The following is a 25,047-nucleotide window of genomic DNA, read 5'->3' on the forward strand; positions in this document are numbered from 1 at the left end:
TAATGCCGCTGGGGGAGAAGAGACGCATGGAGAGCTGCACTTTTAATAGGGCTAAACTGTTGGTTAGAAAGCTAGTGGCTGAGAAAGGTTTTCCAGACGATCGATCCGCGCTTGCGCAGAAGTTGCTATGGGCATTCGTTGAGCTCGGGGAGGCAGCAGACGCGTATAAGAAGGGTGAGGCATGGGAAGTTGTGAGCGAGGAGTTAATAGATGTTATTTTTTATATACTGGACTTTATAGGGATCGTAGAGAAGACTGAAGGTGTTGAAATCGACGTCGATAGGCTCTTCATAAAGAAATGGATGAAGAACATGGAAAGGCCTGAAAGATACGGTCAAAAAAGGGATCTGCCCATAGAATAGTACTTTTCTCCTTTCTATGTGAGCCCGGCTAACTTCAATACAACCATCAAATTTTCCTCATCACTTCTCCTGTAATCCTTAGGTGTCTCCATTATTATGGGAAGACGGGAAAATTCGCTTAGTATAATACTCCTGAATCCCTCCTCCCCTATCATGCCTAGACCTATATGTTCATGTCGGTCAATTTTCGAGCCTAATCCGCCTGCAGAATCGTTAAGGTGAACTAGCTTTATTTTCTCAAAGCCGAGGGTATGTGAGATTTCACTTATAGTCTTCGCGACGGCATCTTTAGATCTCAGATCATATCCGGCCGCAAAACCATGTGAGGTATCGAAACAGACTCCGACGTATTCAGGGTGATTAAGGTTATCAATTATCCTATTTATTTCTTCAAATCTGCTCCCGATGCTATTCCTTGTACCTGCAGTGTTCTCCAGCAACAAAGTTACTCCGCATTCACCATGCTCAAACGCCTCATTTATACCTCTAACTATTCTATCAAACCCTATTTTGGATCCAAAACCTAAATGGCTCCCCAAATGCGTAACTAAGTAAGGGATTTCGAGTCTTCTACATCTTTCAAGCTCATCTTTCAGGGTCTTAATTGATTTTGAATGGACATCGTTTCTTGGAGATGCTAGATTGGAGAGATAAGGCATATGGCTGAAGATGGGGTTCAGCCCATATGTTTGAACTTGATCAATGAATGATCTTACTTCCTCATCTGTTAACTTTTTAGCCCTCCACGATCTTGGATTCCTAGTGAAGATCTGAAAGGTATTGCATCCAATATCCGCGGCTCGCTTCGCCGCAAGGGCGATGTTTCCATAAATGGATATATGAAATCCAATCTTGAGCATGCAATTTCACTATAATTATTTCCAAATTAATTATTCTATTCATTATTGAATACAAATTCAATGGTATCGATAGCTGCAAGGGATGTGAATGCATGAAGAAGATAAAATTTGGACTAAGAGTTCCAAGTTTTCCCGTTGATGGAAGTTCAGGAAAGATATTCATAGATCAGATTTCAGTGTTCATCAGTGATGTTGAGGGCTTCTTTGACTCTGCGTGGATTGACGATCATTTTGTTCCTTGGGCGGAATCAGTTCCAAGAAGCACCCCGAATCTTGAATGTTTTACCACAATTAGCTTTCTTTCCGGAGTTTTCAGAAAACTTGAATTCGGCACTCTTGTGCTCTGCGTCTCATATAGGCATCCCTCAATCGTCGCTAAGATGGGGGCAACACTCCATTCTTTGACTGGTGGCAGGTTCATTCTAGGCCTTGGCGCCGGGTGGAAGCAAGATGAATATCTTTCTTTCGGCTTTGAGTTTCCACCCCCAAAAGTGAGAATTAAGCAGCTTGAAGAGGCGGCCCAAATAATAAGGAGACTGTGGACTGAAGATGTTGTTTCCTTCAGAGGTGATTATTACCATCTTGAGGAGGCGGTCTGCTCTCCAAAACCTGTCCCTCCGCCTCCTATAATGATTGGTGGAGGAGGAGAAAAATTGACCTTAAGGGTTGTTGCGCGTAATGCTGATTGGTGGAATATACCTAATGCGTCAATTGAAACTTATAGGCATAAATCAGGTGTTCTTGAGAGGTACTGCTTGGAATGTGGAAGAGATCCTTCTTCAATCGTCAAGACCCTTGCAAGTATAGTTGCCATTCGACCAGATGAAAATGATGCTTTGGTCTTGGCTTCTAAATGCCCTTTGATAAATATGGATTACAGGGACAATTATATTATCGGTGATGTATCAAAAATCATTGAAAGGATTGATAGATACGTAGGGTTAGGTGTTCAGCATTTCATTTTGCGTTTTATAGACTTCCCAGGAACTGAGGGGGCAAGGCTATTCGCTGAGGAGGTTATGCCATCCTTCTCCTAAAACAGATCCTATTATTATTTCTGGCAGGTTATGGTTTGTCTCCTCTATATTCCTCTAGGATTTTCTGCTTTATCTTTGATGAGCTGACAAGATCTTTCTCTTCAAATCGACCAATTCTTACGACTTCGAATTTAATTTTCCCTTCACTTGCAATCTTTTTCAATTTTTCCTCGAGTTTTTCTTCGTCGTAGCCTACTGCTATGATGTCCGGCTTGACCATTTCTATTATCTTTGCCATGTCTACCTCCTCATAGCCTAGTACGGCCTCGTCAACGACCTTCAAGGATTCTACAAGCGCCCTTCTCTGTTCTTCTGGGATTATAGGTTTTTTACCCTTAGACTTCTCTACGGTCCTATCCCGTGATACCACTACGATAAGCCTAGCGCCTTCCCCACCTACCTTCTTGGCGTTCGTTAGATAGTACACGTGACCATAATGGAGGAGATCAAAGGTTCCTGCGGCAAGCACAATTTTTCCCTTTTTCGCCATTTCCATCCTTATCACGCTACCATGAGAATTCTGCGAGGCCGATCATCCTCAAGGCATCCAATAGCCCCTCACAGTATGAGACGGAAGCCAAACTTACTTCAAACCTTTCACATTTATAGTAGTACTTTGCATCCTCAAGATATCTTCTAGCCTCTTCAAATACATTTCTTATCCTAGCCTCTTCTATAGGCTGAGGAACGTTAACAAGTTTTATCTCTTTCAGGACTTTTTCGGTTTTTTCAATGTATTTTGAGGTCAAATCTTTAAGTCTCATCCAATCCTCTCCTTAATGGATTCAGGTGCATCTGCGAATCTCATTAAGGCCTCTGCCTCCATAAAATGGAGCTTATCCGCGATGAAGATTAGAGTGTATGGTGGTGGACCGAAGTTCATGGTTAGAAGTTCGCTGATCCTTCCCGCCTTCATGAGGGCATCCTTTGACCCAGCCCTAGCAATTACCACGGCAATGGCATCCATATTAATTATGCCCTTACGTTTTCTTTCTTCAACAGTCAAAAGCATCTTAAACGCTTCGTCTATGCTCAAGTACCTTTGCTTCTCCACGTCTATGTCGAGAAAGCATAGTGTGTGAAGGTTTCTAGCCTTATTTTCCGAGATCACCTCATATGGGGTCTCGGATATTATCCCTTGCTCACTGAATGGGATGGTGACGGTCCTGCCGAAGCGATAGTTTTGTAGGCCTGAAAGCCCGATAGCCGCTGAGATTATGGATACGCCGTGTATCACCCTTGTCTTTATTCCTCTTTTTTCAGCCTCAATCCTTAGCGCAACATGCGTTGTCGCAATCAGCGGGTCCCCAGGAACCAGGAGAGCAACATTTGCTCTTCCTGCTTTTGAAAGTATGCATTCTCCGTTCTCATCTTCTAAAGTCTTTCTTGAAACCACAGTGACCCTCTTGCCGATAATGCGTTCAAGATTCTTTAATGATATTGAGGGCATAACGCTAGTATAGAACTCTGCGAATACATGATCTGTTTTCCTCAATTCTTCAACTGCACGGAGAGATAAGTCTAGCTCATCGGATAATCCTAAACCTATGAAGATGAGCTCGCCCAACCCTCTGTCACACTCAGATAAGAAAAGGTTATTAGCAATATCTATAAGTTACCTATTCAGCGGTGGAAGTGCGGGCCCGTAGCTTAGCAAGGCAGAGCGGCGGTCCACCCCTAACCTGGGGATGGGTTGAAGCTCTTAAGCCTGACCCGATGTTAGGAGAAACCCGTAAAAATCTTGGGTAGCCCAGGATTTCGGGAAGGTCGAGGGTTCAACTCCCTCCGGGCCCGCCACTTTTTGGACGCCGACCCCCCATGATATCATGGAGGCTGCTGAGTTACGGATCTCGGTCAGGTTGGATGTTTCAAGAGTGTTAGTAGTTCGGTTCCAGCCGATCAGCCTATTGCATACACAGATCAGAATTCAAAGATCGCCCACGAACAATTATTAGAAAAGGCTAGGAAAGGCCGCATTGATGTCTATTTCTTAGGCGATTCCATCACGCGCCGCTGGGGAGCATTGGACTATCCGGATTTCTTGGCTCATTGGAAACAGAACTTTTTTGGTTGGAACGCTGCGAATTTCGGCTGGGGCGGAGACACAACCCAGAACATTCTCTGGCGCCTTGAAAATGGGGAATTGGATAACGTGCATCCTAAGGTCATCGTTTTAATGGCTGGCACAAACAACATCGGTAATATTCCCTACCAAGGAGAGAACGACCCTAGAATCGCAGACGTAACAAGGGGCATAAAGGCTATTCTGAACCTCTGCCGGAAGAAGGCTCCAGAGGCTACGATCATCCTTATGGGCATCACGCCTCGTAACGACAATCCCGACGATCCTACTGGTGTAATGCCAGTGATAAATAAGATTAATGAGAACATAGCCAAACTTGCCGACGGCGAGAAGATTCGATACCTCAACATTAATGACAAGCTTGCGGATAAGGAAGGTAAACTGTACGATGGGATGACTGTTGACAAGCTGCATCTCTCACTTAAAGGCTATCAGGCGTGGGCCGACGCTCTCAGGCCAATCTTAATGGAACTGCTTGGTCCACCAGCCGAGGAAGACCACGCGCCACCCCCGACTGGTGACCCCCGCGCATTGAGTAAACCTACGAAAAGTTAACTGCCGTTTCCATAGCAGAACAGAAAATCCCCTATATTAATCCAACATAATCAACCCGCCGACAAGAAGAATACTCATAATGTGGATTGCGAATATCTATATGACTCTAGATGCTGCTGCAACTAAACCTCAAATGGGACGGTCGCTGGAATTTGAATATACTCATCGATGCTTATGGCTCTTTTAGCTTCTCCTTACGCTTATTTCTGGGTTAACAGCGTATCGAGGCGGGTTACCGTCAAGCACTCTAAGAACCTCCTCCGCTGCGGTAATCGCCATCCTTCTTCTGCATTCCCAGGTGCTTGAAGCCAGATGCGGCGTCAACACTACATTGTCCAGTTCGAGTAGGGGGTCATCTGCTGGTAATGGCTCCCTGTTAAAGACGTCTAGACCTGCTCCAGCTATCCATCCTTCACGTAGAGCTTTGACTAGGGCGCCATGATTGACTATCGGACCCCTTGCGACATTTATTAGGAACGCGGATTTCTTCATTCTGGATAATTCTTCTTCATCTAACAGGTTTCGAGTCTCATCTGTTAACGGGCATGAAATGAATATGATGTCCGATTCCGCGAGTAATGCATCAAGAGATCGATATTCAGCCAGTAATTTATCCTCAATATCACTTTTTCTTACCGTGTCATAGTAGAGTATCCTCATTTTGAATCCTATTGCTCTCTCAGCAATTCTTGTCCCTATTCTCCCCAAGCCTATAATGCCCGCGGTCTTCCCCCAAACGTCTGTCCCCATGAATATTGATGGAGTTCTAGCGGTCCAGCCTTTAGACATCACATAATTGTGCCCTTTACACACGTTCCTCGCTAGAGATAAGAGAAGAGCAAATGCATGGTCAGCGACTGTCTCGTCGAGGACGGGTGTAATGGTGACGTAGACCCCCCTCTCGGATGCCGCCTTGACATCCACATTATCATAGCCGACGCCATAACGGGCGATAATTTTCAGGGATGGTATGCCTTCAATGACTTCCCTAGTGATCTTCTCAACATTTGTAACAACAATCATGCCGTCAGAATTCTGCCCAAATCTGATAAAATCTTCAACAGTTAAGGAATCCGCTGACTTATCTGGAAAGACCACTTCGGCCTGCCGCTCAAGAAGTTTTAAGCCATCCTCATGTATCCTAGCGGTAACAAAGACTTTAAATCTATTCTTCATATTGCATCATCTAGACAACATAATTGTATCTTGGCATAATTAAGCCCTTTCACCTTTCCACTCTACCTATAGCGTAAAATAATTTAATTAACGGCTAAACCATGAGTTTGATGTTGCTAAAATTTCCGATTCTATGACAAATTATAAAAAACATGAGACCATCTCTATTATCCTAGAGGCTGTCATAATTTGGAAGTTATTGTTACAGGCGGATGCGGCTTCATAGGCAGCAACCTTGTTGAGAGACTCGTGAGAGAGGACCACTCAGTTACAGTCATTGATAACTTGCACACAGGGAGTCTGAAGAATATTGAGGGATTGGACGTGAAATTCTATAATGAGCCCTATAGTAGGCTTCGTGAGATCGTTGGCGGCGCGGACGTAATATTCCATCTTGGCATTCCCTCATCATCGCCCATGTATAGGAGGAACCCGCGCTTGGTAGGTGAGGCGATAAATGACGCGATCGAAATATTCGAGTTCGCGAAGGATAAAAAGTGTAAGGTTGTATATGCAAGCAGCAGCAGCATATATAATGGCAATCCAGTTCCATATAGGGAAGATATGCCAATATATGTGACTGATTATTATACGGAATGTAGATACCTCATTGAAAGGTTAGCAAATCTCTATAATACGCTCTTCGGCGTCAAGAGCGTCGGATTGAGACTCTTCAGCATCTATGGACCTAAAGAGGAGTTTAAGGGAACCTACGCAAACATCGTTTCCCAGTTTCTATGGTCGATGAAGAAGGATGAGCCGCCAGTAATCTTCGGTGATGGAACTCAGACCCGTGATTTTACCTATGTCGGCGATGTTGTTGAGGCTTTTCTGCTGGCTTGGAAGAAAGAATTTGAATGTGAGATCTTTAATGTTGGAACTGGAAAGGCGTATAGTTTCAATGAGGTAGTAGAGATCTTGAATAGACTGCTTGGTAAAAACTTGAAACCGATTTACAAGCCGAATCCTATAAAAAATTATGTTGAAAGGACGCTTGCAGATACAACAAAGGCGGAGAAACTCTTGGGTTTCAAAGCAAAAGTGTCCTTGGAGGAAGGGTTGAGATCATTGATTAATGCGTAAACTTGTAGGATGCCGCTACTTCTCTGTTTTAGGTTTCTTGAACGATATCCTCGCAGTCACTATCCTTTCAGTTGTAAAGATCTTGGCTGCAAAATAGAGCAACGCGAAAGTAAACAATGATATGTAAAGTATGCTGCGGAGCATTACGAAATAATCTCCTAGAAAAGCCGCCTTGTACGCGAGTAATGAGTGTGTATAAGGTATGGCGTAAAGGATCATCTGGAACGGCAGTGGAAGAATTTCAATATCGGCAATCATGAGAATGATGCTTGGAATAACAACTATGAAGCTGATAGGAGTTACCATCGTTTGAGCGCTTCTAACGTTCTCAGAAAATGCAGCAATGCATACTGCAAGAGCTAAGGCTGAGACTAAGGTTACGAATACCGTAGCTGCCAGAAAACCATAGGCTATAGGCGAAATAGTGAAGCCGATTTCTTCCAGATTTAAACCTGCCGCTACAACTTGGCCCAGCAATGAACCCGTATAATAATTGACACCGATTATGGATGTGATAGCTCCTGCTATTGCAACAACAACGGATCCTCCAAGTTTTCCTAAGAGTATGCTCATTCTTCCTATTGGTAGGGTGAGAAGCGTCTCGAGGGTTTTTTCCTCCTTTTCGATGGATATAGAGGTTGCAGCCACCGACATGGCTACAAGTAAGAGTAGCATCATTGCCATTGGAAAACCGAGTGATTGCGTCATCAGAATATTCGTGAAGAGCTGAGGTGAGGCTCTAATGACCTTATTCCTGAAGAATACATAGTTTTCTATTAAGATTGGATCAAGTATGTTTTCTGGTTGCATATTAGGAAAAGCTTGCGCAATCATCTGTCTAATAAAGAGGTTTTCATAAACCCTTATAGGTGTTGCAACTACTTCAGACTTAGCGATTTCAGTAACGCTGAAACTCCCAAATATGGAGTAGGCCTCTATGCTCGCCCTAAGGCCTGAGGTAATGTTTTTGCTAAAACCTTCAGGTATTACAATAAGACCAGATATGTTGCCATATGAAAGATTCTTTAATACGACTTCAACGCTTGATCCGTTTACCTCAATAATTGTAGCGTTAAACGCCCTTAGGCTTGACACTAAGCTCTCGGTAACAGGACCTGGATCCTTGTTCAACAGTGCTAATGTTATACCCCTTAATGTTTCTTGAACAGCGGTCTCCATTGCTGTAGTCGAGACATTCATCACACCACCCATCACCAAGAAGGATATGAGCGGCATTAATACGACGCCGACAAGGATCCTAGGATCTCTAAGCATCTCTTTTGTCTCTTTCATCATTAAGTTTGCCAGTCCTCTAACCAATCTTTGTCGCCTCCATGAATGCTTCTTCTAAGTTTCCAGCATTATAAGTGGACTTCACCTGTTCTGGGGTTCCTTCCATAACGATCTTGCCCTCGTTTATGAGAGCAACCCGGTCGCAGAGAAACTCGACTTCTAGCATATTGTGACTTGAAAGGAGAACCGTTAGCCTCTTCTCCACCACATATTCTCTTATTATTCTCCTCACATGGAATGCATGAACGACGTCTAGGCCGCTTGTAGGCTCATCCAAAATTGCCAACTTCGGCTTTGTCATCAGTGCTCTGGCAATGAGCAGACGCCTATTCATACCTTTACTATAAGTCTTTACTTTGTCCTTCAATCTTGAACTGAGCCCAGAGATTTTAGAAGCAGTCTCAACCATCTCTTGTATCTCATCTCTGCTGGAACTGTAAAATTTAGCCATAAACTCAAGGTACTCCCCTCCGGACAAATTCTTGTAGGCGCCAGCATCTTCAGGTAGGTAACTAATAATCTTTCTAACCTCTTGGGCTTCCTTCACTACGTCCAAGCCAAAGATCTTGGCCGAGCCGCTGGAAGGCTTTAGCAAAGTTGCCAAGATGCGTAGAGTTGTAGTCTTTCCCGCACCATTCGGGCCTATCAAACCGTATATCTCACCAGTCTTAACAGCGAAACTTAGACCCTGCACTGCTCTAATTTGCCCAAAGTTCTTGACCAAGTTTTTAACATCGATGGCCTGCTCGTTCGCCATTTATCATCTACTCAACCCATGTGAATTTTTTATCCTTACCTCCTTATTCATATTTAAAATGATTTTGTTAATAGCCAATGCCTTGGTATATTCTTTTTTTTACCGTTGCCCGCCATCTTTTCAGCTATTGTTGTCTCTTCTTAAAGCGGTGTCACCTTCTTATTATTGCTAGCTGTGTGGATTTAAACATGTGATCGCAGGTCTGGAGAGCCTTCTATAAGCAAAAATTTATGGATCCGTCGCTAGCTGATTTCTCGTGGTTAGAGCCTATTGCCTAAAGGTTCCAAAGGAGTTCGGCGAGAATTGCATTTTACTGGCCAAGTATTTAGGGATTTTAAATGCTAGTCTTAAAATTAGAGCGGACAATAACTTTCTTTATGTGCCGCTAATCAGTAAGCCAGATGAATCTCAATTGAAAGATATTGGCAAGCGAATCGAAAATTTTCAGATTCAAACCGAAGACTTCTCAGTTCGGAAGAGACAAAAATGGGAACCCAGCGAGATAGCCGCAGAACACTTACCTCCACATCTTCTTAATAAGTTTCCAAGATCCATCGATTTTATCGGCTCAATAGCTATAGTTGAAATTCCCCCAGAACTTAAGGGTTTCAAGGAGGTGATAGGCGAATCTATCCTCCAGGCAAATAAACATATTCACACGGTTCTGGCAAAGTCAAGTGAAGTTAAAGGTGTACATAGAGTCAGAGATTTAGAGCTAGTCGCAGGGGAACCTAAAACGGAGACGGTTCATCGAGAGAACGGTTGCCTCTACGTTCTCGACGTCAAGACGGTTTACTTCTCACCTAGACTCTCATACGAGCATGGGAGAGTGGCTGAACAAGTTAAGGAGAACGAAGTAGTCATAGACATGTTTGCCGGGATCGGCCCATTCTCCATTCTAATTGCCAAGACTCATCATAATGTCACAGTCTACGCGATAGACATTAATCCAGAGGCAATAAGGTTCCTCGAACGAAACATTTTTCTGAACAGGGTTGTCGGTAAAGTGATGCCACTCCTGGGCGACGCAAGATCTGTCATCAAGGAGAGACTTAGAGGTACAGCGGACAGAGTGATTATGAATCTGCCTGAAAAGGCTAGAGAATATCTTGACTGCGCCATTGAGGCAATAAAACCTGGAGGGGGAGTAATACATTATTATGATTTCGTTAAAGGGAAAAATCCATTGACAAGAGCGGAAGCCAATATTATGGGTGTGCTTAAAAGAAATGGGAAAATTTTACAGGCTAGGGTTGTTAGGGAAGTAGCCCCTTTTAAGTGGCAAATCGTTCTTGATATACTTATAGGCTAATCTGGGCATGATGCGATTATAGTTACTTTTATTATACAATTAGGGTTACGCAATTTCTTCACGAACCTCCGCGAGAGATCAGCAGCCGATTTATCAGCCCATATGGTTAGCGTTCTATCGCATATGTATCCGCTTTTTCTAACCACCATGTCTTGAGGATGTGCGAATGTTAGTCTTGGATCACCTTTTCCAGTAATTATCTCTTTCTCCCCTTCAATCTCCAGAATGATTGTGATTCTGGCATCCGACCTCTTTGCAATCGCCTTGATGTCTGGATTTAGATCTACACAAGCCTTCTCTGATTTGACCGCAACTATACAGTCACCCTTCTCTGTAATCTCAGAGTCTTTCGTAATCTCTAGGGTAGTTCTATGCGTAGACCTGATTAACTTGTGACCATAGGCAATGAAATTTTCGGATTTTTCCATCTATAGCATCTCACAGATATCAATTCACTTTGGAAAAAAATTTAACAGTCAATCTATTTTTCTTATTTTGGTTTGCATAATGGTCTGCGAGCGAATTTTTAGAGCATATGACATTCGCGGGGTATATGGCGTTGAGCTAACCGAGGAAATTGTTGAGAGAATCGGAAGGGCGCTTTCCTCTTATCTGAGTGATGAAGGCAAAACTGTGCTCTTAGGTAGGGATGTTCGCCTCAGCAGTAAACCTTTAAGTGATGCCGTTGCTAGAGGGATGCTTTCAGGTGGTCTAAACGTTGAGGATATTGGCTTGGTGACGACTCCTATCCTCTACTTTTCATCCGTGCACCACAGAAAGAACGCAGGAGTAATGGTTACAGCATCTCATAACCCGCCTGAATGGAATGGTTTGAAAATATGGACTGAAAACGGCTTTGTAACGATGGGTAAAGGAATGGAAGAATTAAAGGAGCTCGTCCTGAATGGTCGATTTGAAATGGCAAGGACACGGGGAAAATTAAAGTTTAACCCAAATGTTCTGAAGGATTACGAGGAGTATGTGGCAGGAAAGATAAGCATAGAGAAGCGTCTAAAAGTTGTTGTGGATCCGGGAAACGGCTCAGCTTCACTCTTAACACCAAGGGTCTTCGAGAAGGTTGGTTTGGAGGCTATCGCCATAAATAATGTGCCGGATGGATCATTTCCCGCCCATCCGCCACTCCCATCTATGGAGACATTGTCATATGCTAGGAGCCTCGTTATAGAATCTGAGGCGGATTTCGGTGTAGGCTTCGACGGCGATGGCGACAGAGCCCTGTTTATAGACGATAGAGGAAGGATCGTTCCAAGCGCAGCGATATTCATAACTCTGGCGGAGCATTATCTGGAGAGGCATAAGGGAGCCTCCATAGTTTATGAGGTTAGCGCCCCCATGTGCATTGAGGAGACTATAAGGAATAAGGGTGGAAAACCCGTTGTCAGCCGGGTCGGTCACACATTCATTGTTGAGAGGATGTTAGAGGAGAAGGCGCCCTTTGGAGGCGAGATGAGCGGGCACTATTACTTTATGGACCTCTACGGATTTGATGACGCAGTCTACGCAAGTTTGAAGGTGGCTGAAATACTTTCTGAAAGGAGAGAAAACCTCTCAAAAATTGTAGATTCTCTGCCAAAATATCCCTCTACTCCCTCAATAAACTTTTACTGTCCAGACGAGAAGAAATTCAGGGTTGTGGATGAGCTGGCGGAAGAGTTCAAATCCGAGGGTTTCACTGTGATTTTGCTGGACGGTGTAAAAGTGATTGAGGATGATGGATGGTTCTTAGTACGTGCATCCAATACAGAGCCTATTATAAGGTTGACGGTGGAGGCTAGGAATGAGGAGGCCCTAAGGAGACTGACACTCTTTGCGGAAGAACGGATAAAGAAGGAGATGCAAGAGGGCGCTTGATTACTCCTGAACTAGCGGGAACCTAAGCAGTGCAGCTATGCCGCCGAATGAATTAAGTTTTTCACCCGCCTCATGTCCAGTGCTTATTATTGTGACCCTGCCGCCTTTCTGTTCAACATCTCTCATAAGCCGTTCGATGAGTTGTTTTTCCTCGCCGGATCCCTGCCCGAGGTAAACGTCGGTTACTAACATGTTTTCAACTGCCCCTAAAGCTGCGGCTTTTTCGATTTCTAGTAAACCGTAAGTTGCATATGGATTTTCCTTGACTATTCGTTCAAGAAACTCCTCAACTGCACGATTTTCCTCAAAAATTCTAAGTTTCTGTATCGCTTTACTAAGGATACCTGAACGCACGGCCTCGTATATTCCCGCTTCTCCGACACTGTTAACGCTTTTCACGTCTATCACTTTCCTAAATATCTCGGGTTTTTTCTCCTCAAGATACTTTATGAAATAATTTTTGATGAATCCAAGTCCCACTATGGCTATTGGAAGTTTCTCTTCAATTAGTATGTTCTCTAGACATTTAGAGGCTGATTTGAAGAGTTCATTCAGAGCTTTTTGTCTTCCGCTTGAGTCAAGTTTTCCAGGTAAATTGATCTTTTCTTCGCTTTTTAGGTCCAGTCCAAAGCCTCGTAGGACAGCGACGCAATATCCCTCATCATCAATTGCAATTATGATTAACGGGGAAACGCCTTTCTCTGTAGATTTCTTTAATTGGTCGATCTGATACTGCATCCACTTATTCTTCACGATTCTAAGAGGCCTGTCTAATGTTATGTTCAGCGTATGATGGGAACCAAGAGCGCCAATATCTTCAGGGCACTCGCATACTATTCCGTGAACTCTCAACCTATTCAAATATCGGTCCCAAATTATCGAATCGACCAATACGCCTAACTGTATGGAAATTCTCCTCCCCTTCTCAGGTCTCTCATAACGATCGCCTAATTTCACCTCCCGCGTCGTCTTCGCGTAGACCCTGTCACCCTTCTGGATTATATTGTACAATACCCATAGGTCATCTAGAACCTCTGGTAACACTGATATGGAATCATGCTTAATATCCATTTGAAGTATTCTCATAGAGATCCGTTGCGTTGCCCTTCATCAGACTGAATACAATAATACAATTGAAATATTGTTAAACATATCGATCAGTTGATATGATTTTGAACCCGGTTCTGTTAACTCTTAGTGTGTTAACTTTTGGTTGTTAATTTTTGTGGGATGGTTTTAAAGGCTTCTAATGAATTGTTTATACTCCTCCTCCCCCATCTTTTTTGCAATTTTTTCTCCAACTCATAAAACTGGTCTTGAATATAAGAAACTTCGCTGGCGAACTTTTTTATAATGTTTGAAACTGCTGGTTGAGTTAACCCAAGGAGTTTGCCAGCCTACCATGACGCCTTCAAAAAAGAGTTCTTCACGTTAAGAAAGCCTAGAACGGAGCACGTCAGCGCCGTAAGGCTCAGGGGAGACCTAAACACAAACATCATGGAAAGGCTGCATGGAACAAGAAGGGATAGAGAAAAGGTTGTAAGGAGGTTGAAAAAGGAAGAGTCGCCGTTCGTGAATGGACAGGACATATTCTACAACTTCATAAGGAAACACATGGGATTGAAAGGATTGACGCCAGCCCAAGCATCTAACGTAGGCTTTGGATTGGGAAGAAACAAGTGGCTGGGACTAATCAAAAAAGCTTTATCCCACAAAAATTAACAACCAAAAGTTAACACACTAAGAGTTAACAGAACCTTGAACCCAAAAATTTATAAAAATCAATCTCTTGTATTTAACATGCCGAGAAACCCAACCTGTCTAAGAAAAAGAAACCCCCTTCTCATCTCCCAGACAGCTTGGGCTTCTCGGTTTCTTCCTTATTCCTATGTTTAGAAAAGCCGCCAAAATACGTCAGTCTCACTCCATTCTTCTCTGCAAAAGTGTTTTCTGTAAAGGTTTTCTCTTCAATTGTGTTCCGCAAATCTCGCATACTGGTTTTCTGTAATCTGGCTGGTATTTCTTGCGGCATCCTGGGCAGTATAAAAGCCACTTAAAGTGAAAACGTATGCCAAACGTTAGAAGTGGTTCAAAGCAGATGCCCATCTGTCTTGCGACGTTTTGAATTGAGTAATCATCAGTTATGATTGTGGGTAAGTATCCATCAGATTTGAGTTTTGCAGCCAAGGCGAGAATCTGCACATCCGAATCAGAAAGATGAGTTAAATCTCCAATCTCTTCCGATATTTCTTTTACCATCTCAATAAAAATCACATCTGGCTGCATTATATTGATCTTTCTTTTCTGCACCGACGCATCAAATCTTATTTTAGGTAGAGACCCCTCTGTAAGTTCATTCCCAACTGCTGGGACGGAATAAATTGGCAAATTGGTATTCATCGGATCAAATCCCGCAATGAATGCGGAGGTATCAAGTATTATCACTTTATTTCTCTTTTTCACTTTCGTATCCTTCTTCTCTGGAAAACAGTAACCTAGTATTCAGACGCTTGTAGAAGTCTCCTCTAAATCTGATGAATGAGGATTCCCATTCGGACTTTTTAACCAAAATGCTGGAGCCCCTACCATTTATCCTTTTCTGATAATCTCCGTCAATCACAAGCATTGCGGTCTCCGGCTTTATCAATTCTATTCTTACCTCTAAATCGGACGGAAATACAAATGGCCTAGCGAGGGTTGCTGGGCATACTGGAGTGAGGACAAAAGCATCAAGGCTTGGATCCAAAACCGGACCTCCCGCTGAGAAAGCGTAGGCGGTTGAACCAACCCTTGAAGATATGATAATACCATCTGCCCTGCAGTCCATAACCATTAAATCGTCTCTCCATATGCGAACATAGAGAAGCTTAGCGAGATGTCTTGAAGTTATGAAAACTTCGTTAAGCGCGTCTGGCAGTCTTGCTCTTCCAATGAAAGATGCAAGTTTGCCATAACGTTCAATAAAATACCTGCCACCAAGATAATTCTCGATGGCCTCCATTGCCTCATTAGGTTGAACTTCTGTTAAAAAGCCTCGAGCCCCCATATCAATTGCAAGGATGGGAGGTTCAGGTTTAGGGAGCCTTAGGCACGTCCTAAGAATGGTTCCATCTCCACCAATCGTTACCACTAAATCAGTCTTCATCTTCCGTATTGTCATTGATTTTTCTGTCTGACCTAGATTTGTTGCGAGACTGGGTTCCAGAAAAACCTTTATCCCTCTATCTTCAAGATCATCCACTACCTTGGATGCAAGATCAATGGATTCTTTTCTGTCTGTCCGAGCGATGATGCCTACGGTTCTTGTCAAGATTTCACACGCCGATTGGTCAATAGGTATGAAGCATTAAAGTTATAAAAGCATTCATAGGTAAAAGATATGCGATAATTTGGGAAGAGGTTAGCATAATTGAGCAAGCCTGTTGACGTAGGAAGTTTGAAGCCTGGCACATATGTGATCATAGATGATGAACCCTGCCGAATAGTCGATCTGGCCAAATCCAAGCCTGGAAAACATGGCTCCGCTAAGGCGCGTGTTGTTGCAATCGGGGTTTTTGACGGTGTAAAAAGAACTTTCGTTAAACCAGTTGACGCGAAGGTTGATGTTCCAATGATAGATAAGAGAAGCGGACAAGTGATCGCTGCTTTACCGACAGGAGTGCAGATTATGGACTTAGAAACCTATGAGGTATTCGAGGCCTCATACCCACAAGAAGAGGACGTGAAGTCCAGGATAACTCAAGGAGTTGAGGTTGAATACTGGAGGATACTTGGCAGGACCAAGATAATGCGTGTGAAATAATGGAATAGGCTGGAGAGTTATTCATCTTTTAAATTCCTTCACCACTTCATCTACTGCGCCGAGTGTTATGTCAATATCCTCACTACTGACGCCGCGATGGGTCACCATGCGGACTTTGGTCTGACCGAACTTTAATGCGAGAACGCCTCTCTCGCGAAGATTATCCACAAATTTTTCTGCTTCAACACCGAGCCCGCGCACGTCAAATATGACTATGTTTGTTTGCACTCTCCTAAGGTCAATATATATTCCCTCAATTTTCGCCAGTCCTTCGGCAAGTTTGCGAGCGTTCCTATGATCCTCCTCCAAACGGTCAATCATCTTTTCAAGGGCTATAATTCCTGGTGCTGCAATCACTCCAGCCTGTCTCATCCCACCTCCAATCATCTTCCTAATCTTTCTCGCCCTTTCTATGAACTCTTCATCACCAACTATTATTGAACCGACTGGGCAACTCAGCCCCTTCGACAGGCAGAACATGAGATTATCCACATACTTCGTGAACTCCCTGACATCGGTCTTTAGAGCAACTGCAGCGTTAAAGATCCTAGCTCCGTCCATGTATAGGGTTAGACCATGGCTTTTGGCGGCTCTGCTGACATCACGTATCTGAGATGGAGTAATTATTGTGCCGCCAGCCCTATTATGTGTATTTTCTATGCAGACAAGAGTCGTCTCGGCTGTATGAATCTCTTTCTCCCTAATAGCCTCCTCAATATCCTTTGGCCTCATAAAACCGAATTCACCTTTGACCGGGATTGGAAGTACACCGGCGATTGAAGAGATTCCGCCAACCTCATACCAGTAGATGTGAGATTCGGCCTCCAATATGATGCTGTCCCCCCTTTTCGTGTTGCTCATCACAGAAACAAGATTTGCCATAGTTCCGCTTGGAACAAGTAGAGCTGCTTCTTTACCCATCTTCTTCGCAGCCATTTCTTGAAGCTTCTCAACTGTCGGATCTTCTCTAAAGACATCGTCTCCAAGCTCGGCATTCCGGATTGCTTCAAGCATTTCCTCTGTCGGCAGAGTTACCGTGTCGCTTCTTAAATCAATCAATCTTTGCGAAAAACCCGCTTTACGCATTTTTTCCACCATGTAGCCAACTATGTTATGTTCGAGGTGATAAAGATTAGCGATCCGCAGCCTTCTTAGGAGATATAGATTTAAGGAAACCGCATTATAAATAGCTCAATTAAATCTACCTTTCATGAAGACCACTAAATGGAGATAACTCGTTGGCTCTTGAGAAACTAGGATCAGCAATCTATGAATCTTTGAAGAAAATATTGCGATCCTCAGTAGTAGATGAGATGGCGGTTAAGGAACTTGTCCGTGACCTGCAAAGGTCTCTTTTACAGGCCGACGTAAACGTAAGGCTTGTTCTTGAGCTTTCCAAACGTGTTGAAGAAAGAGCCCTAAAGGAGAAGATACCCCCAGGGATTCCTAGGAAAGAGCATGTAATAAAAGTTGTCTATGAAGAGCTGGCTCGTTTCTTAGGCGAGAAACCTATTCCTCTATCGGTGAAGCCTGGAAATAGAAATGTCTTTATGCTTGTAGGAATACAGGGTTCGGGAAAGACGACTACTGCAGCGAAACTTGCAAAGTATTTTCAGAAAAGAGGATTTAGGACTGCTCTAATCTGCGCAGACACTTTTCGGCCTGGAGCTTTCGCGCAGCTCAAGCAGTTGGCAGATCAGATTAACGTGCCAATTTATGGGGATGAAGGGGAGAAGGATGCAGTAAAGATCGCTATTGATGGCTTGAGGAAATTTGAGGATTACGAGGTAGTTATCGTTGATACGGCAGGGAGACATAAAGATGAGCACAGCCTGATTGAGGAGATGAGAATGCTTGAAAAAGCCATAAAGCCAGATGAGATCATAATGGTCATTGATGGGACGATTGGACAGCTAGCTTCCGCCCAAGCTGAAGCCTTCAACAAGGCAACTACGATAGGATCAATCATAGTGGCGAAGCTTGACGGTTCTGCTAAGGGAGGCGGGGCCCTCTCGGCGGTTGCATCCACTGGTGCACCGATAAAATTTATTGGTGTTGGGGAAAAAATTGATGCATTGGAGCCTTTCGACCCTCCAAGATTTGTCGGTAGACTTCTAGGGATGGGAGACCTACAGAGTCTAATAGAGAAGGTTCGCGAGGCAGAGGTAAAGATACCGGAGAAGAAGGCAAAAGACTTCCTCAGCGGAAAATTCACTCTCTCAGACATGTATGAACAGTTTGAAGCAGTCAAAAAGATGGGTCCCTTAGACCGCATATTCAGGATGATTCCCGGTTTGGGGTATGAAATTCCACAAGATAAGCTCGATGTTGCAGAAGAGCAGCTCGGTAAATGGAGAGTCATAATACAATCGATGACCCCTGAGGAGAGAGAAAACCCTAAGATAGTGAATTCCTCTAGAATCCGTCGAATTGCAAGGGGATCTGGCACAACGGAAAAGGATGTTAAGAGTTTGATTCAGCAGTATTTCATGCTGAGAAAGATGATGAAGTCTTTGAAGAGGAAGAGACTTCCCTTTTTTGGAAGGAAAATTGGCCTTTAGCATCTGGGAAATATATGGCTTATCAATCTCCGCTGGTATGATGCTGCAAGACAATGAAAACTGTTTTTAAGGTGTTTCCCTGACTTGTTAGCATTGGATCCGGTGTAATGCTGGAGAAAAAAAATGGGGACGGAAAGTAGGAGGGAAAGTGAAGGCTCCGATTACAAGAACGTGTTTGCCCTAGGTTTTGTGAGTTTCTTCACAGATATTTCAACGGAGATGGTTCTAAGTTTACTACCAAACTTTATCGTCAATCTTCCCGGTTCAAATGAAGCCATCTTAGGATTAATTGAGGGATTCGCCGAGGCTGTTAGCTATGGATTGAGGGCGATTTCAGGCGTTTTCTCCGACAGGTTCAGAAGAAGAAAGGCGATTGTTCTCTTGGGATACACGATCTCCAACATCGTCAAGCCTCTGTTCTACATTGTACAGACGGCATCTGAGGCATTTGCAATCCGCGTGGCTGATCGTGTCGGTAAGGCGGTCCGAACGGCTCCCAGAGATGCTTTAATAAGTGAGTCTATTTCTGAAAAGCATAGAGGCACGGCGTTCGGTCTTCACAGAACTCTTGATCAGGCTGGAGCTATAATAGGGCCGCTTATCGCTTTAGGATGCATATTATTCCTCGGATTGTCCCAAAGAGATGTCTTTCTACTCTCTTTCTTACCTGGCATAGTTGCTGTGCTTATTCTACTGATCGGGGTTAAGGAACGAGTTGCCGCGTCAACAAGAAAGCTGAGTCTCCTCCGCGATATAGGAACAGCTGTGAAAGGCAATTTCCTATTTCTCCTCATAATAGTTGCAATTTTTTCCTTAGGCTCATTCAACTATTCATTCGTACTCATATATGCCGAGGAATCGGGCATTCCCATATATATGGTCCCTCTATTCTACACGATCATTAATATAGCCCACACCATAATCGCCATTCCGATCGGCGTTCTCTCTGATAGGATTGGAAAGGAGAAGGCGCTCCTAATTGGTTATGGAGCCTTTCTTTCTGCTGCGGGATTAATGGCCGCGGGCCCACACTTTCTCTTTAGCCCGATCCTTGTATCAGCCGCATTCGGTCTTTATGCAGGCATCGTTGAGACCGTCCAGAGGGCTATGGTACCGGAATATGTAGATAGGGAATTGATAGGGACCGCCTACGGAGTTTACTATTTGGTAGTCGGAATTGCCATGCTTTTCGCAAATACCATTTTCGGATCTTTGTGGCTTCAATTCGGCTCTCGATCAGCTGCTCTCTATAGCATATCCTTCGCTTTATTCGCAATGATTGGAATAATGATCTTTATGCTGCGTAAAAAGTAATCGGTGTCGCTGAGTTCTTACTGTTTTAATTAATTTATTTTTAATTCTGAGATTCCGTTCTCTAATGCCCAGGATGTGATGAATTTCCAGTATTGCCGGTATCTTCTATCCATTAGGAAGAAGTGGCACCAGTCATCTCTGTGGCGGATCCCCCTTCCCATGGCTTGGTTTGAAGCCCTGAAGGCATCCATGATATACCATAAATCTCCAAGTTTCGGATGCTTTTTATTGAAGTAGTTTATTTGAGCCCTTACAAGCGGGTCCCGATAATCAGCGTATGGAAGACCGATATTGAATATTGCCCTTGCTTCCTCGTATGGGAAGTTTGAGCCTTCAGCGTTACGTCCTCTAAATACAGCAAATAGAACGGCGCCTTCTCTTGTCTTTGCCCTTTTCTTGTATTCATCAACTATCTTCGAGTTTTCTGAAGCTCTCAGTCCCTCTATAAAAATAGGCTTGCCATTCAAATAGAGTTCTCCATTCCACTCTTTTATGAAACCGTTTTCACGCCATAATTGAAGGGCATCCATCATAAGCTTTCTTTGCGGGAAAAAGATTAATGCGCCATTCGGTACCTCCGCTAATATCTTGAATATATGCTCTCCATATAGCTTCAGCATCTCCGGATTTCTCTCGGCGTATCGGGTTGTAACCCCCACATCAATGAAGGTTCGTATGTTCTTTTTGGCCATTGTGGCAGAGTACGTCCTGGTTTCAGCCTCTTTTAAGCCTAATACCTCAGTGAAAAGAGCCAGCGGTGAGAGGGTTCCGGACATTATCAACGTTGCATAGACCTCATCCAGGACTGGTTTTATTGCTAGACTAAGGTCTAAACAGCGGTATTCAATTAGATTGATCCCTGAAGATGATTTCCGATAGATTGCAGCATAGCTATCCTTGTTGCTTGATTGTACGAGCATTAGAAAGCTGAGTATCCCATTTAGGTGGCAAATCGGGGGCTCTCCACGCCTAATTTTGTAGTCTCGAATATCATCTACCATAGGCTGATATGAGTCTACAATTTTTGGTATGTCGCCGCCAAGTACATCTTCAAGGTCTTGATGAAGTTCAGAGCCGTCTTTAACCTGAGGCTCCTCTGAGACGCTGCGGCTTAAATAGCCAATTAGCTCGTTAATGAAGAATGATGAGACCCCAAGCCGCTCAAGTTCTCTTCTTGCATTATTTAACCCCCTTTCAGAGAGAGTATCGCTTAAAGCATCCTGACCGATTTTATCAGCGTTATGTGCCTCGTCAAAGATCAAGATTTTCCCATTCATATTGATTTTCGTGGAGGATCGAATTGCCTCGTTGAAGACATACTGGTAAGGCGAAACTATCACCGTACATCTTTCAGAAATCTTTCTAGCGAGAAAATATGGGCATAACCTTTCGGATTTCCCAAACTTGATGAGCCGTTTAATTGAGAGTATTATTGGTATGTCAAGACCGTAAAGGCTGAATTCGGACTTGTACGGGCATCTTCTACCCTTCCTTAAAGACCTACATACTTCGGCGGCTTCGACTGGAGGCAGTCGAACACATACCTTGTTGAGGCAGAGGATCTGCCTGCTAGCCAAAGCAACTCCAGTGAACTCCTCCCCGGTCTTCTTATTAATCTCTTCAACCTCCTGGAGAACCTGCCGAACCTGCTCATGTGTTCTTGTTGCATAGATTATTTTTCGACCCAATGAGAGGGCTACAGACAAGGCGCAAGCAGTTTTTCCAAAGCCATTACAGGCTTCAGCAATTAGGATTCCCCCTGAAGATAAGACTCTTTGGGCATCCCTCATAAAGTCAAGTTGCTGAGGATATGGCTCGTATGGGAAGAAATCCGTGAAGAGGTCGTGATTTTCAGTAACTTTCATTCCCTTATCTTACCCTCAACCTATAATGTTTAAGTTTCAATGAGATTCCTTACAACAACATGAGCTTGCTAAAACGTTAAAAATATTATTCTCGCCAAGGCAGAAAGCATTTTTTAGATTCGTATGTAAAGGTGTTCTAAAAATTAGACATAAATAATTGCCTCTCCTCCTATTTATTGGGCAGGCACTAGAAGATGGCGAAAATCATAACAGTTGCTGTAGCTGCAACTATTCTAGGTTTTTTCTTAATGTTACTTCCTCCTGCGCTAATGACTTTTTATGGAGCGTTTAGGGCTGGAATTGAGGATGGGGCTCAGCAGGCATTGGGAAAGGATGTAAATCAGACGAGAACAGTTGCCGAAGACATGAGTTATGGAGATCTAAGTAGCGGGCTGCGGGTCTTCGAAGAGATTAGGAAGGAAGCTCTAATTCTCGGTCAGACTGACGCAACACCTGTGATTTTCCCACATAATCTAGCCTACATTGTACCTATTATCATTGTAAGCACGATTGCAGCGGCTGTTGTCTCCCTCTGTTACAGGTATAGGCTACTGTAGCCTAGACTTTGATGTGGATTTGATTTTCGATAGCCTCTTACTTGGAAGCAAAATTCTCCTTTCATATTCGTAGACGAGCCTTGAGGTGACGGTCCAAGCTTCTAACGTCTCTGGATCTATGCATATACTCCTGTGTGCTAGTGAAAGTGTTTCGCTTGAGAAGTGACCGGATGGGAAGCCTCCTATGATCGTAGCAAGGTTGGACGCTTCATCTATCTCGGATAGCGTTTCCTCAAGTGTTAAGGGTTGTCCCATCCTAGTAAATGCAATGAGAGATGATGGTTTTATGGTGTTGAGAAGGTTGCGAAGCGTCATTTTCTCAAGGATGAGTAGAGGCGAGCCTTCTATTGGAACTTTCCCATACTCGAAAAGTTGCTCCATGAGTCCTATGAATCGGTTCTGGTTTCTTGGGAGTCTTACATGTGGCGTAATGTGTATTATATAATCATTATAGGTGTGAACGTAAATCTTGAGTAAGCCTTCCCTGTTTAGCGGTGAATTCAATGCTTCCAAAAGGCAGAAGTGAACGATGTCCGGTCTCCCCCTCTTTTCGTTGTTCGCAAGTCTCTTCATAGCTGAGTGATGATATGACCTGTCGAGGATTATGCGGCTTGGATGTTTTCCACGTTTCTTAGAATATCGCCTTATCCCCGGATGGTCCCAAAGTTCTTCTGGAACCGGCTCCAAAGCCGACTCTGCCAGAATTATCGTCAGCATCTCCTAATCCCTTCATAACTCTTCCATAACCTTCATATTAAATAGGAGCTCGTATCTTAGATCATCATATGATAGAGGCTATTCTCTTCGATCTCGGAGGCACCTTGATAAAGACTGCATCGCCTCACATAATCCTTGAAAAGATTCTAGCCGCCCATGGGATTCAAAGTCAGCCGGAGAGAATCTTTAAGGCATATGAGGAATCAAGCTTGGAGATTAAACCTGAGGAATACCTTCTGCCCTATGAAGATTTCTGGAGACTATTCAATGGAAGAATACTCCGCAAGATTGGCGTACAGGATGACGGCAGGCTAGCTGACGCGATAACCACCGAATGGTGGGACAATGCTGACCTCTCACTTTATCCAGATGTTAGGGAAACGCTGAAGGAGATCAGAAAATTAGGTCTTAAAACAGGGATAGTAACAAACGGATACTCAGACGACATCACCGAGGTTCTCCGAAGGACTTACTTGGATGGGCAGTTCGAGGTTCTTATAGGAGCCGATTCGGTAGGGGCGCGGAAACCGAGCCCCGCAATATTCTTGTATGCAACCGATAAGCTTAGAGTGTATCCCTCAAATGTCCTCTTTGTCGGAGATGATCTTAAGATGGATTATAATGGTGCTGAGAAGGCTGGTCTCAAACCGCTTTTGATCGACAGAGAAGGCTTGGTGAGGGCTAGTGTCAGAAAGGTTAGCAGTTTAAGAGAGATATTAAACCATATCTGAGTTAGCGAGTTTCCTTCTTTAGTAGATTTTTTTTCTCCTCCTCGCTCAACTCGACGAAGCCTTTCTCTTCCGTTATGATTGCGATATCAAAGTTGTCCCCTGTATAGACATCCCTCTTCATAGCCGACATTATAGCTCTTGCCGCCAATTCTAAACCATCCTTTAACTGGATCTTCTCGTTATAGCCGCTTTCGAGAACACCATAGGCCACTGGTGATCCTGAACCGGTCGCGATAAGGTTGTCCTCAATTGTGCTTCCAAAAGGGTCCAAATTGAAGAGGTGGTAACCTTCAGAGTCATATCCTCCGAGAATAACCTGAATCATGTAGGGGTAGTATCTCTGAGAGAAGAGCAGCGTTGAGGCTAGACTTGCCACAGCCCTTACAGGAACAATTCTCTTCCTCTGATATTGATAGATTGAGGCGTTAGCCCTAAGAATATCGAGCAGATTAATAGCTTCAGCTGGAACCCCCGCAATCGTCATGCCAATATTCCTAGTCACCATATAAAGTTTCTTCACCCTCTTATGCGCAACAAAGCCTGGAAGCATCGTCGCCCTCGTATCAGTCGCCATAATCACACCATCAGCGCATTTGAGGGCCAATGTAGTCGTCGCCTTCAACTTCCACCCATCAGGATTATTAAGATACATGTAAACTCCCCGGGCAAGCATGAAAAATAGAAGCACAATATATAAACTTTTGGAAGTTGAGGGACGATTAGAAGTTTAGGGAAAAACTCTTATAGCGAAAGGAGAAACAGAAATAACTAGTTGAAGGGCCGGTGGCTCAGCATGGCTAGAGCGTTCGGCTGATAACCGAAAGGTCGCCGGTTCAAATCCGGCCCGGCCCACCATATTTTTTAAGTGAATCCTTAAATATCAGAACATGGTCCCCCTCTAATTGATGAGTATGAAGGCTAAGTACGCGCATCTGCTTGGGGATGTGGATGTTAGGCGTTGGTTTGAGAATTTTGCATTTCAAATCGAGATGCAAAAGAATATGCCAACTTAATCGTAAGTATAACCGTTTATGGAATTAAGCCGAATAAACCGCGGCGGTGCTAAACGTTATGGCCTTTGAAAACTATTTTCAGAATTTGCAGCTTGAA

27 protein-coding genes and 2 tRNA genes are annotated in these 25,047 nt (G+C 43.7%); 14 read left to right on the forward strand and 15 right to left on the reverse strand.

Going from position 1 to position 25,047, the window contains the following annotated elements:
• The first annotated feature begins 26 nt into the window (after nucleotides 1–26).
• The gene (locus NZ952_07120; GenBank protein ID MCS7120950.1) at nucleotides 27–362 is read left to right on the forward strand and encodes a hypothetical protein; all 336 of its coding nucleotides are present in this window, start codon (nucleotides 27–29) and stop codon (nucleotides 360–362) included.
• 14 nt (nucleotides 363–376) lie between these two features.
• Here NZ952_07120 and NZ952_07125 read toward each other — a convergent pair whose 3' ends face one another.
• Nucleotides 377–1,222, reverse strand: a complete 846-nt coding sequence (locus tag NZ952_07125) for a deoxyribonuclease IV (protein MCS7120951.1) — start codon at nucleotides 1,220–1,222, stop codon at nucleotides 377–379.
• Nucleotides 1,223–1,314: 92 nt separating this feature from the next.
• Here NZ952_07125 and NZ952_07130 point away from each other — a divergent pair, with 92 nt between their 5' ends.
• Nucleotides 1,315–2,259, forward strand: coding sequence for an LLM class flavin-dependent oxidoreductase (locus tag NZ952_07130; GenBank protein ID MCS7120952.1), 945 nt, complete (start codon nucleotides 1,315–1,317; stop codon nucleotides 2,257–2,259).
• A gap of 28 nt (nucleotides 2,260–2,287) precedes the next feature.
• Here NZ952_07130 and NZ952_07135 read toward each other — a convergent pair whose 3' ends face one another.
• The 3 genes from NZ952_07135 to dph5 are packed head-to-tail and all read right to left on the reverse strand — an operon-like array spanning nucleotide 2,288 to nucleotide 3,826.
• The gene (locus tag NZ952_07135; protein MCS7120953.1) at nucleotides 2,288–2,749 is read right to left on the reverse strand and encodes an FAD synthase; all 462 of its coding nucleotides are present in this window, start codon (nucleotides 2,747–2,749) and stop codon (nucleotides 2,288–2,290) included.
• A gap of 16 nt (nucleotides 2,750–2,765) precedes the next feature.
• Nucleotides 2,766–3,023, reverse strand: coding sequence for a DUF357 domain-containing protein (locus NZ952_07140; GenBank protein MCS7120954.1), 258 nt, complete (start codon nucleotides 3,021–3,023; stop codon nucleotides 2,766–2,768).
• Nucleotides 3,020–3,826, reverse strand: coding sequence for a diphthine synthase (gene dph5 / locus NZ952_07145; GenBank protein MCS7120955.1), 807 nt, complete (start codon nucleotides 3,824–3,826; stop codon nucleotides 3,020–3,022). The genes NZ952_07140 and dph5 overlap by 4 nt, the downstream gene beginning before the upstream one ends.
• Nucleotides 3,827–3,898: 72 nt before the next feature.
• Here dph5 and NZ952_07150 point away from each other — a divergent pair.
• Both NZ952_07150 and NZ952_07155 read left to right on the forward strand, forming a co-directional pair.
• Nucleotides 3,899–4,056: transfer RNA gene (locus NZ952_07150), tRNA-Lys, on the forward strand.
• Nucleotides 4,057–4,234: 178 nt separating this feature from the next.
• The gene (locus NZ952_07155; GenBank protein MCS7120956.1) at nucleotides 4,235–4,897 is read left to right on the forward strand and encodes a GDSL-type esterase/lipase family protein; all 663 of its coding nucleotides are present in this window, start codon (nucleotides 4,235–4,237) and stop codon (nucleotides 4,895–4,897) included.
• 183 nt (nucleotides 4,898–5,080) lie between these two features.
• On the opposite strand, the gene NZ952_07160 is transcribed toward NZ952_07155, so the two are convergent.
• Nucleotides 5,081–6,073, reverse strand: a complete 993-nt coding sequence (locus tag NZ952_07160) for a D-glycerate dehydrogenase (protein MCS7120957.1) — start codon at nucleotides 6,071–6,073, stop codon at nucleotides 5,081–5,083.
• Between the two features lie 189 nt (nucleotides 6,074–6,262).
• On the opposite strand from NZ952_07160, the gene NZ952_07165 reads away from it, so the two are divergent.
• The gene (locus tag NZ952_07165) at nucleotides 6,263–7,156 is read left to right on the forward strand and encodes an NAD-dependent epimerase/dehydratase family protein (protein MCS7120958.1); all 894 of its coding nucleotides are present in this window, start codon (nucleotides 6,263–6,265) and stop codon (nucleotides 7,154–7,156) included.
• Nucleotides 7,157–7,171: 15 nt separating this feature from the next.
• On the opposite strand, the gene NZ952_07170 is transcribed toward NZ952_07165, so the two are convergent.
• Together NZ952_07170 and NZ952_07175 are read right to left on the reverse strand one after the other, a co-directional pair.
• Nucleotides 7,172–8,476 (reverse strand): ABC transporter permease, encoded by a 1,305-nt coding sequence (locus tag NZ952_07170; protein MCS7120959.1) that lies wholly within the window; start codon nucleotides 8,474–8,476, stop codon nucleotides 7,172–7,174.
• Nucleotides 8,469–9,206 (reverse strand): ABC transporter ATP-binding protein, encoded by a 738-nt coding sequence (locus tag NZ952_07175; GenBank protein ID MCS7120960.1) that lies wholly within the window; start codon nucleotides 9,204–9,206, stop codon nucleotides 8,469–8,471. The genes NZ952_07170 and NZ952_07175 overlap by 8 nt, the downstream gene beginning before the upstream one ends.
• 256 nt (nucleotides 9,207–9,462) lie before the next feature.
• Here NZ952_07175 and NZ952_07180 point away from each other — a divergent pair, with 256 nt between their 5' ends.
• Nucleotides 9,463–10,518: a class I SAM-dependent methyltransferase family protein gene (locus tag NZ952_07180; GenBank protein ID MCS7120961.1), complete on the forward strand. Its 1,056-nt coding sequence runs from the start codon at nucleotides 9,463–9,465 to the stop codon at nucleotides 10,516–10,518.
• Here the strand turns inward: NZ952_07180 and NZ952_07185 are convergent.
• Complete coding sequence (locus NZ952_07185; GenBank protein MCS7120962.1) at nucleotides 10,515–10,946, reverse strand: DUF371 domain-containing protein; 432 nt, start codon at nucleotides 10,944–10,946, stop codon at nucleotides 10,515–10,517. The two genes, NZ952_07180 and NZ952_07185, sit on opposite strands and share 4 nt — an antisense overlap.
• Before the next feature lie 79 nt (nucleotides 10,947–11,025).
• Here NZ952_07185 and NZ952_07190 point away from each other — a divergent pair, with 79 nt between their 5' ends.
• Nucleotides 11,026–12,390 carry a phosphomannomutase/phosphoglucomutase gene (locus NZ952_07190; protein MCS7120963.1) on the forward strand — a complete coding sequence of 455 codons (1,365 nt, stop codon included), beginning with the start codon at nucleotides 11,026–11,028 and terminating at the stop codon, nucleotides 12,388–12,390.
• Here NZ952_07190 and NZ952_07195 read toward each other — a convergent pair whose 3' ends face one another.
• A complete protein-coding gene (locus tag NZ952_07195) occupies nucleotides 12,391–13,476 on the reverse strand; it encodes an mRNA surveillance protein pelota (GenBank protein ID MCS7120964.1) in 1,086 nt (361 codons plus the stop codon). It lies immediately after the preceding gene.
• Nucleotides 13,477–13,779: 303 nt separating this feature from the next.
• Here NZ952_07195 and NZ952_07200 point away from each other — a divergent pair, with 303 nt between their 5' ends.
• Entirely contained in the window at nucleotides 13,780–14,112 is a 333-nt protein-coding gene (locus tag NZ952_07200) for a hypothetical protein (protein MCS7120965.1), read from the forward strand.
• Between the two features lie 198 nt (nucleotides 14,113–14,310).
• Here the strand turns inward: NZ952_07200 and NZ952_07205 are convergent, their stop codons facing one another.
• Together NZ952_07205 and NZ952_07210 are read right to left on the reverse strand one after the other, a co-directional pair.
• Entirely contained in the window at nucleotides 14,311–14,853 is a 543-nt protein-coding gene (locus tag NZ952_07205; GenBank protein MCS7120966.1) for a hypothetical protein, read from the reverse strand.
• A complete protein-coding gene (locus NZ952_07210) occupies nucleotides 14,837–15,700 on the reverse strand; it encodes an NAD(+)/NADH kinase (GenBank protein MCS7120967.1) in 864 nt (287 codons plus the stop codon). The genes NZ952_07205 and NZ952_07210 overlap by 17 nt, the downstream gene beginning before the upstream one ends.
• 99 nt (nucleotides 15,701–15,799) lie before the next feature.
• Here NZ952_07210 and NZ952_07215 point away from each other — a divergent pair, with 99 nt between their 5' ends.
• Nucleotides 15,800–16,192 (forward strand): translation initiation factor IF-5A, encoded by a 393-nt coding sequence (locus NZ952_07215; GenBank protein ID MCS7120968.1) that lies wholly within the window; start codon nucleotides 15,800–15,802, stop codon nucleotides 16,190–16,192.
• Between the two features lie 21 nt (nucleotides 16,193–16,213).
• Here the strand turns inward: NZ952_07215 and NZ952_07220 are convergent, their stop codons facing one another.
• Nucleotides 16,214–17,278, reverse strand: a complete 1,065-nt coding sequence (locus NZ952_07220; GenBank protein ID MCS7120969.1) for an aminotransferase class I/II-fold pyridoxal phosphate-dependent enzyme — start codon at nucleotides 17,276–17,278, stop codon at nucleotides 16,214–16,216.
• Nucleotides 17,279–17,430: 152 nt separating this feature from the next.
• On the opposite strand from NZ952_07220, the gene NZ952_07225 reads away from it, so the two are divergent.
• Nucleotides 17,431–18,753 carry a signal recognition particle protein Srp54 gene (locus NZ952_07225; protein ID MCS7120970.1) on the forward strand — a complete coding sequence of 441 codons (1,323 nt, stop codon included), beginning with the start codon at nucleotides 17,431–17,433 and terminating at the stop codon, nucleotides 18,751–18,753.
• 123 nt (nucleotides 18,754–18,876) lie between these two features.
• Entirely contained in the window at nucleotides 18,877–20,067 is a 1,191-nt protein-coding gene (locus tag NZ952_07230) for an MFS transporter (protein ID MCS7120971.1), read from the forward strand.
• A 29-nt stretch (nucleotides 20,068–20,096) separates the two neighbouring features.
• Here NZ952_07230 and NZ952_07235 read toward each other — a convergent pair whose 3' ends face one another.
• Nucleotides 20,097–21,932, reverse strand: a complete 1,836-nt coding sequence (locus tag NZ952_07235; protein ID MCS7120972.1) for a hypothetical protein — start codon at nucleotides 21,930–21,932, stop codon at nucleotides 20,097–20,099.
• 194 nt (nucleotides 21,933–22,126) lie between these two features.
• Between NZ952_07235 and NZ952_07240 the strand changes: the two genes are divergently transcribed.
• Entirely contained in the window at nucleotides 22,127–22,489 is a 363-nt protein-coding gene (locus NZ952_07240; GenBank protein ID MCS7120973.1) for a hypothetical protein, read from the forward strand.
• Here the strand turns inward: NZ952_07240 and NZ952_07245 are convergent.
• Nucleotides 22,481–23,206 carry a 16S rRNA methyltransferase gene (locus NZ952_07245; protein MCS7120974.1) on the reverse strand — a complete coding sequence of 242 codons (726 nt, stop codon included), beginning with the start codon at nucleotides 23,204–23,206 and terminating at the stop codon, nucleotides 22,481–22,483. The genes NZ952_07240 and NZ952_07245 overlap by 9 nt on opposite strands.
• A gap of 68 nt (nucleotides 23,207–23,274) precedes the next feature.
• Here NZ952_07245 and NZ952_07250 point away from each other — a divergent pair, with 68 nt between their 5' ends.
• Nucleotides 23,275–23,937, forward strand: coding sequence for an HAD family hydrolase (locus tag NZ952_07250; GenBank protein ID MCS7120975.1), 663 nt, complete (start codon nucleotides 23,275–23,277; stop codon nucleotides 23,935–23,937).
• 1 nt (nucleotide 23,938) lies between these two features.
• Here the strand turns inward: NZ952_07250 and psmB are convergent, their stop codons facing one another.
• Nucleotides 23,939–24,589: an archaeal proteasome endopeptidase complex subunit beta gene (gene psmB / locus NZ952_07255; GenBank protein ID MCS7120976.1), complete on the reverse strand. Its 651-nt coding sequence runs from the start codon at nucleotides 24,587–24,589 to the stop codon at nucleotides 23,939–23,941.
• 125 nt (nucleotides 24,590–24,714) lie between these two features.
• Between psmB and NZ952_07260 the strand changes: the two genes are divergently transcribed.
• Nucleotides 24,715–24,792: transfer RNA gene (locus NZ952_07260), tRNA-Ile, on the forward strand.
• The last annotated feature ends 255 nt before the right edge of the window (nucleotides 24,793–25,047 follow it).

Source organism: Candidatus Bathyarchaeota archaeon (assembly GCA_025059045.1).
GTDB lineage: Archaea > Thermoproteota > Bathyarchaeia > Bathyarchaeales > DTEX01 > JANXEA01.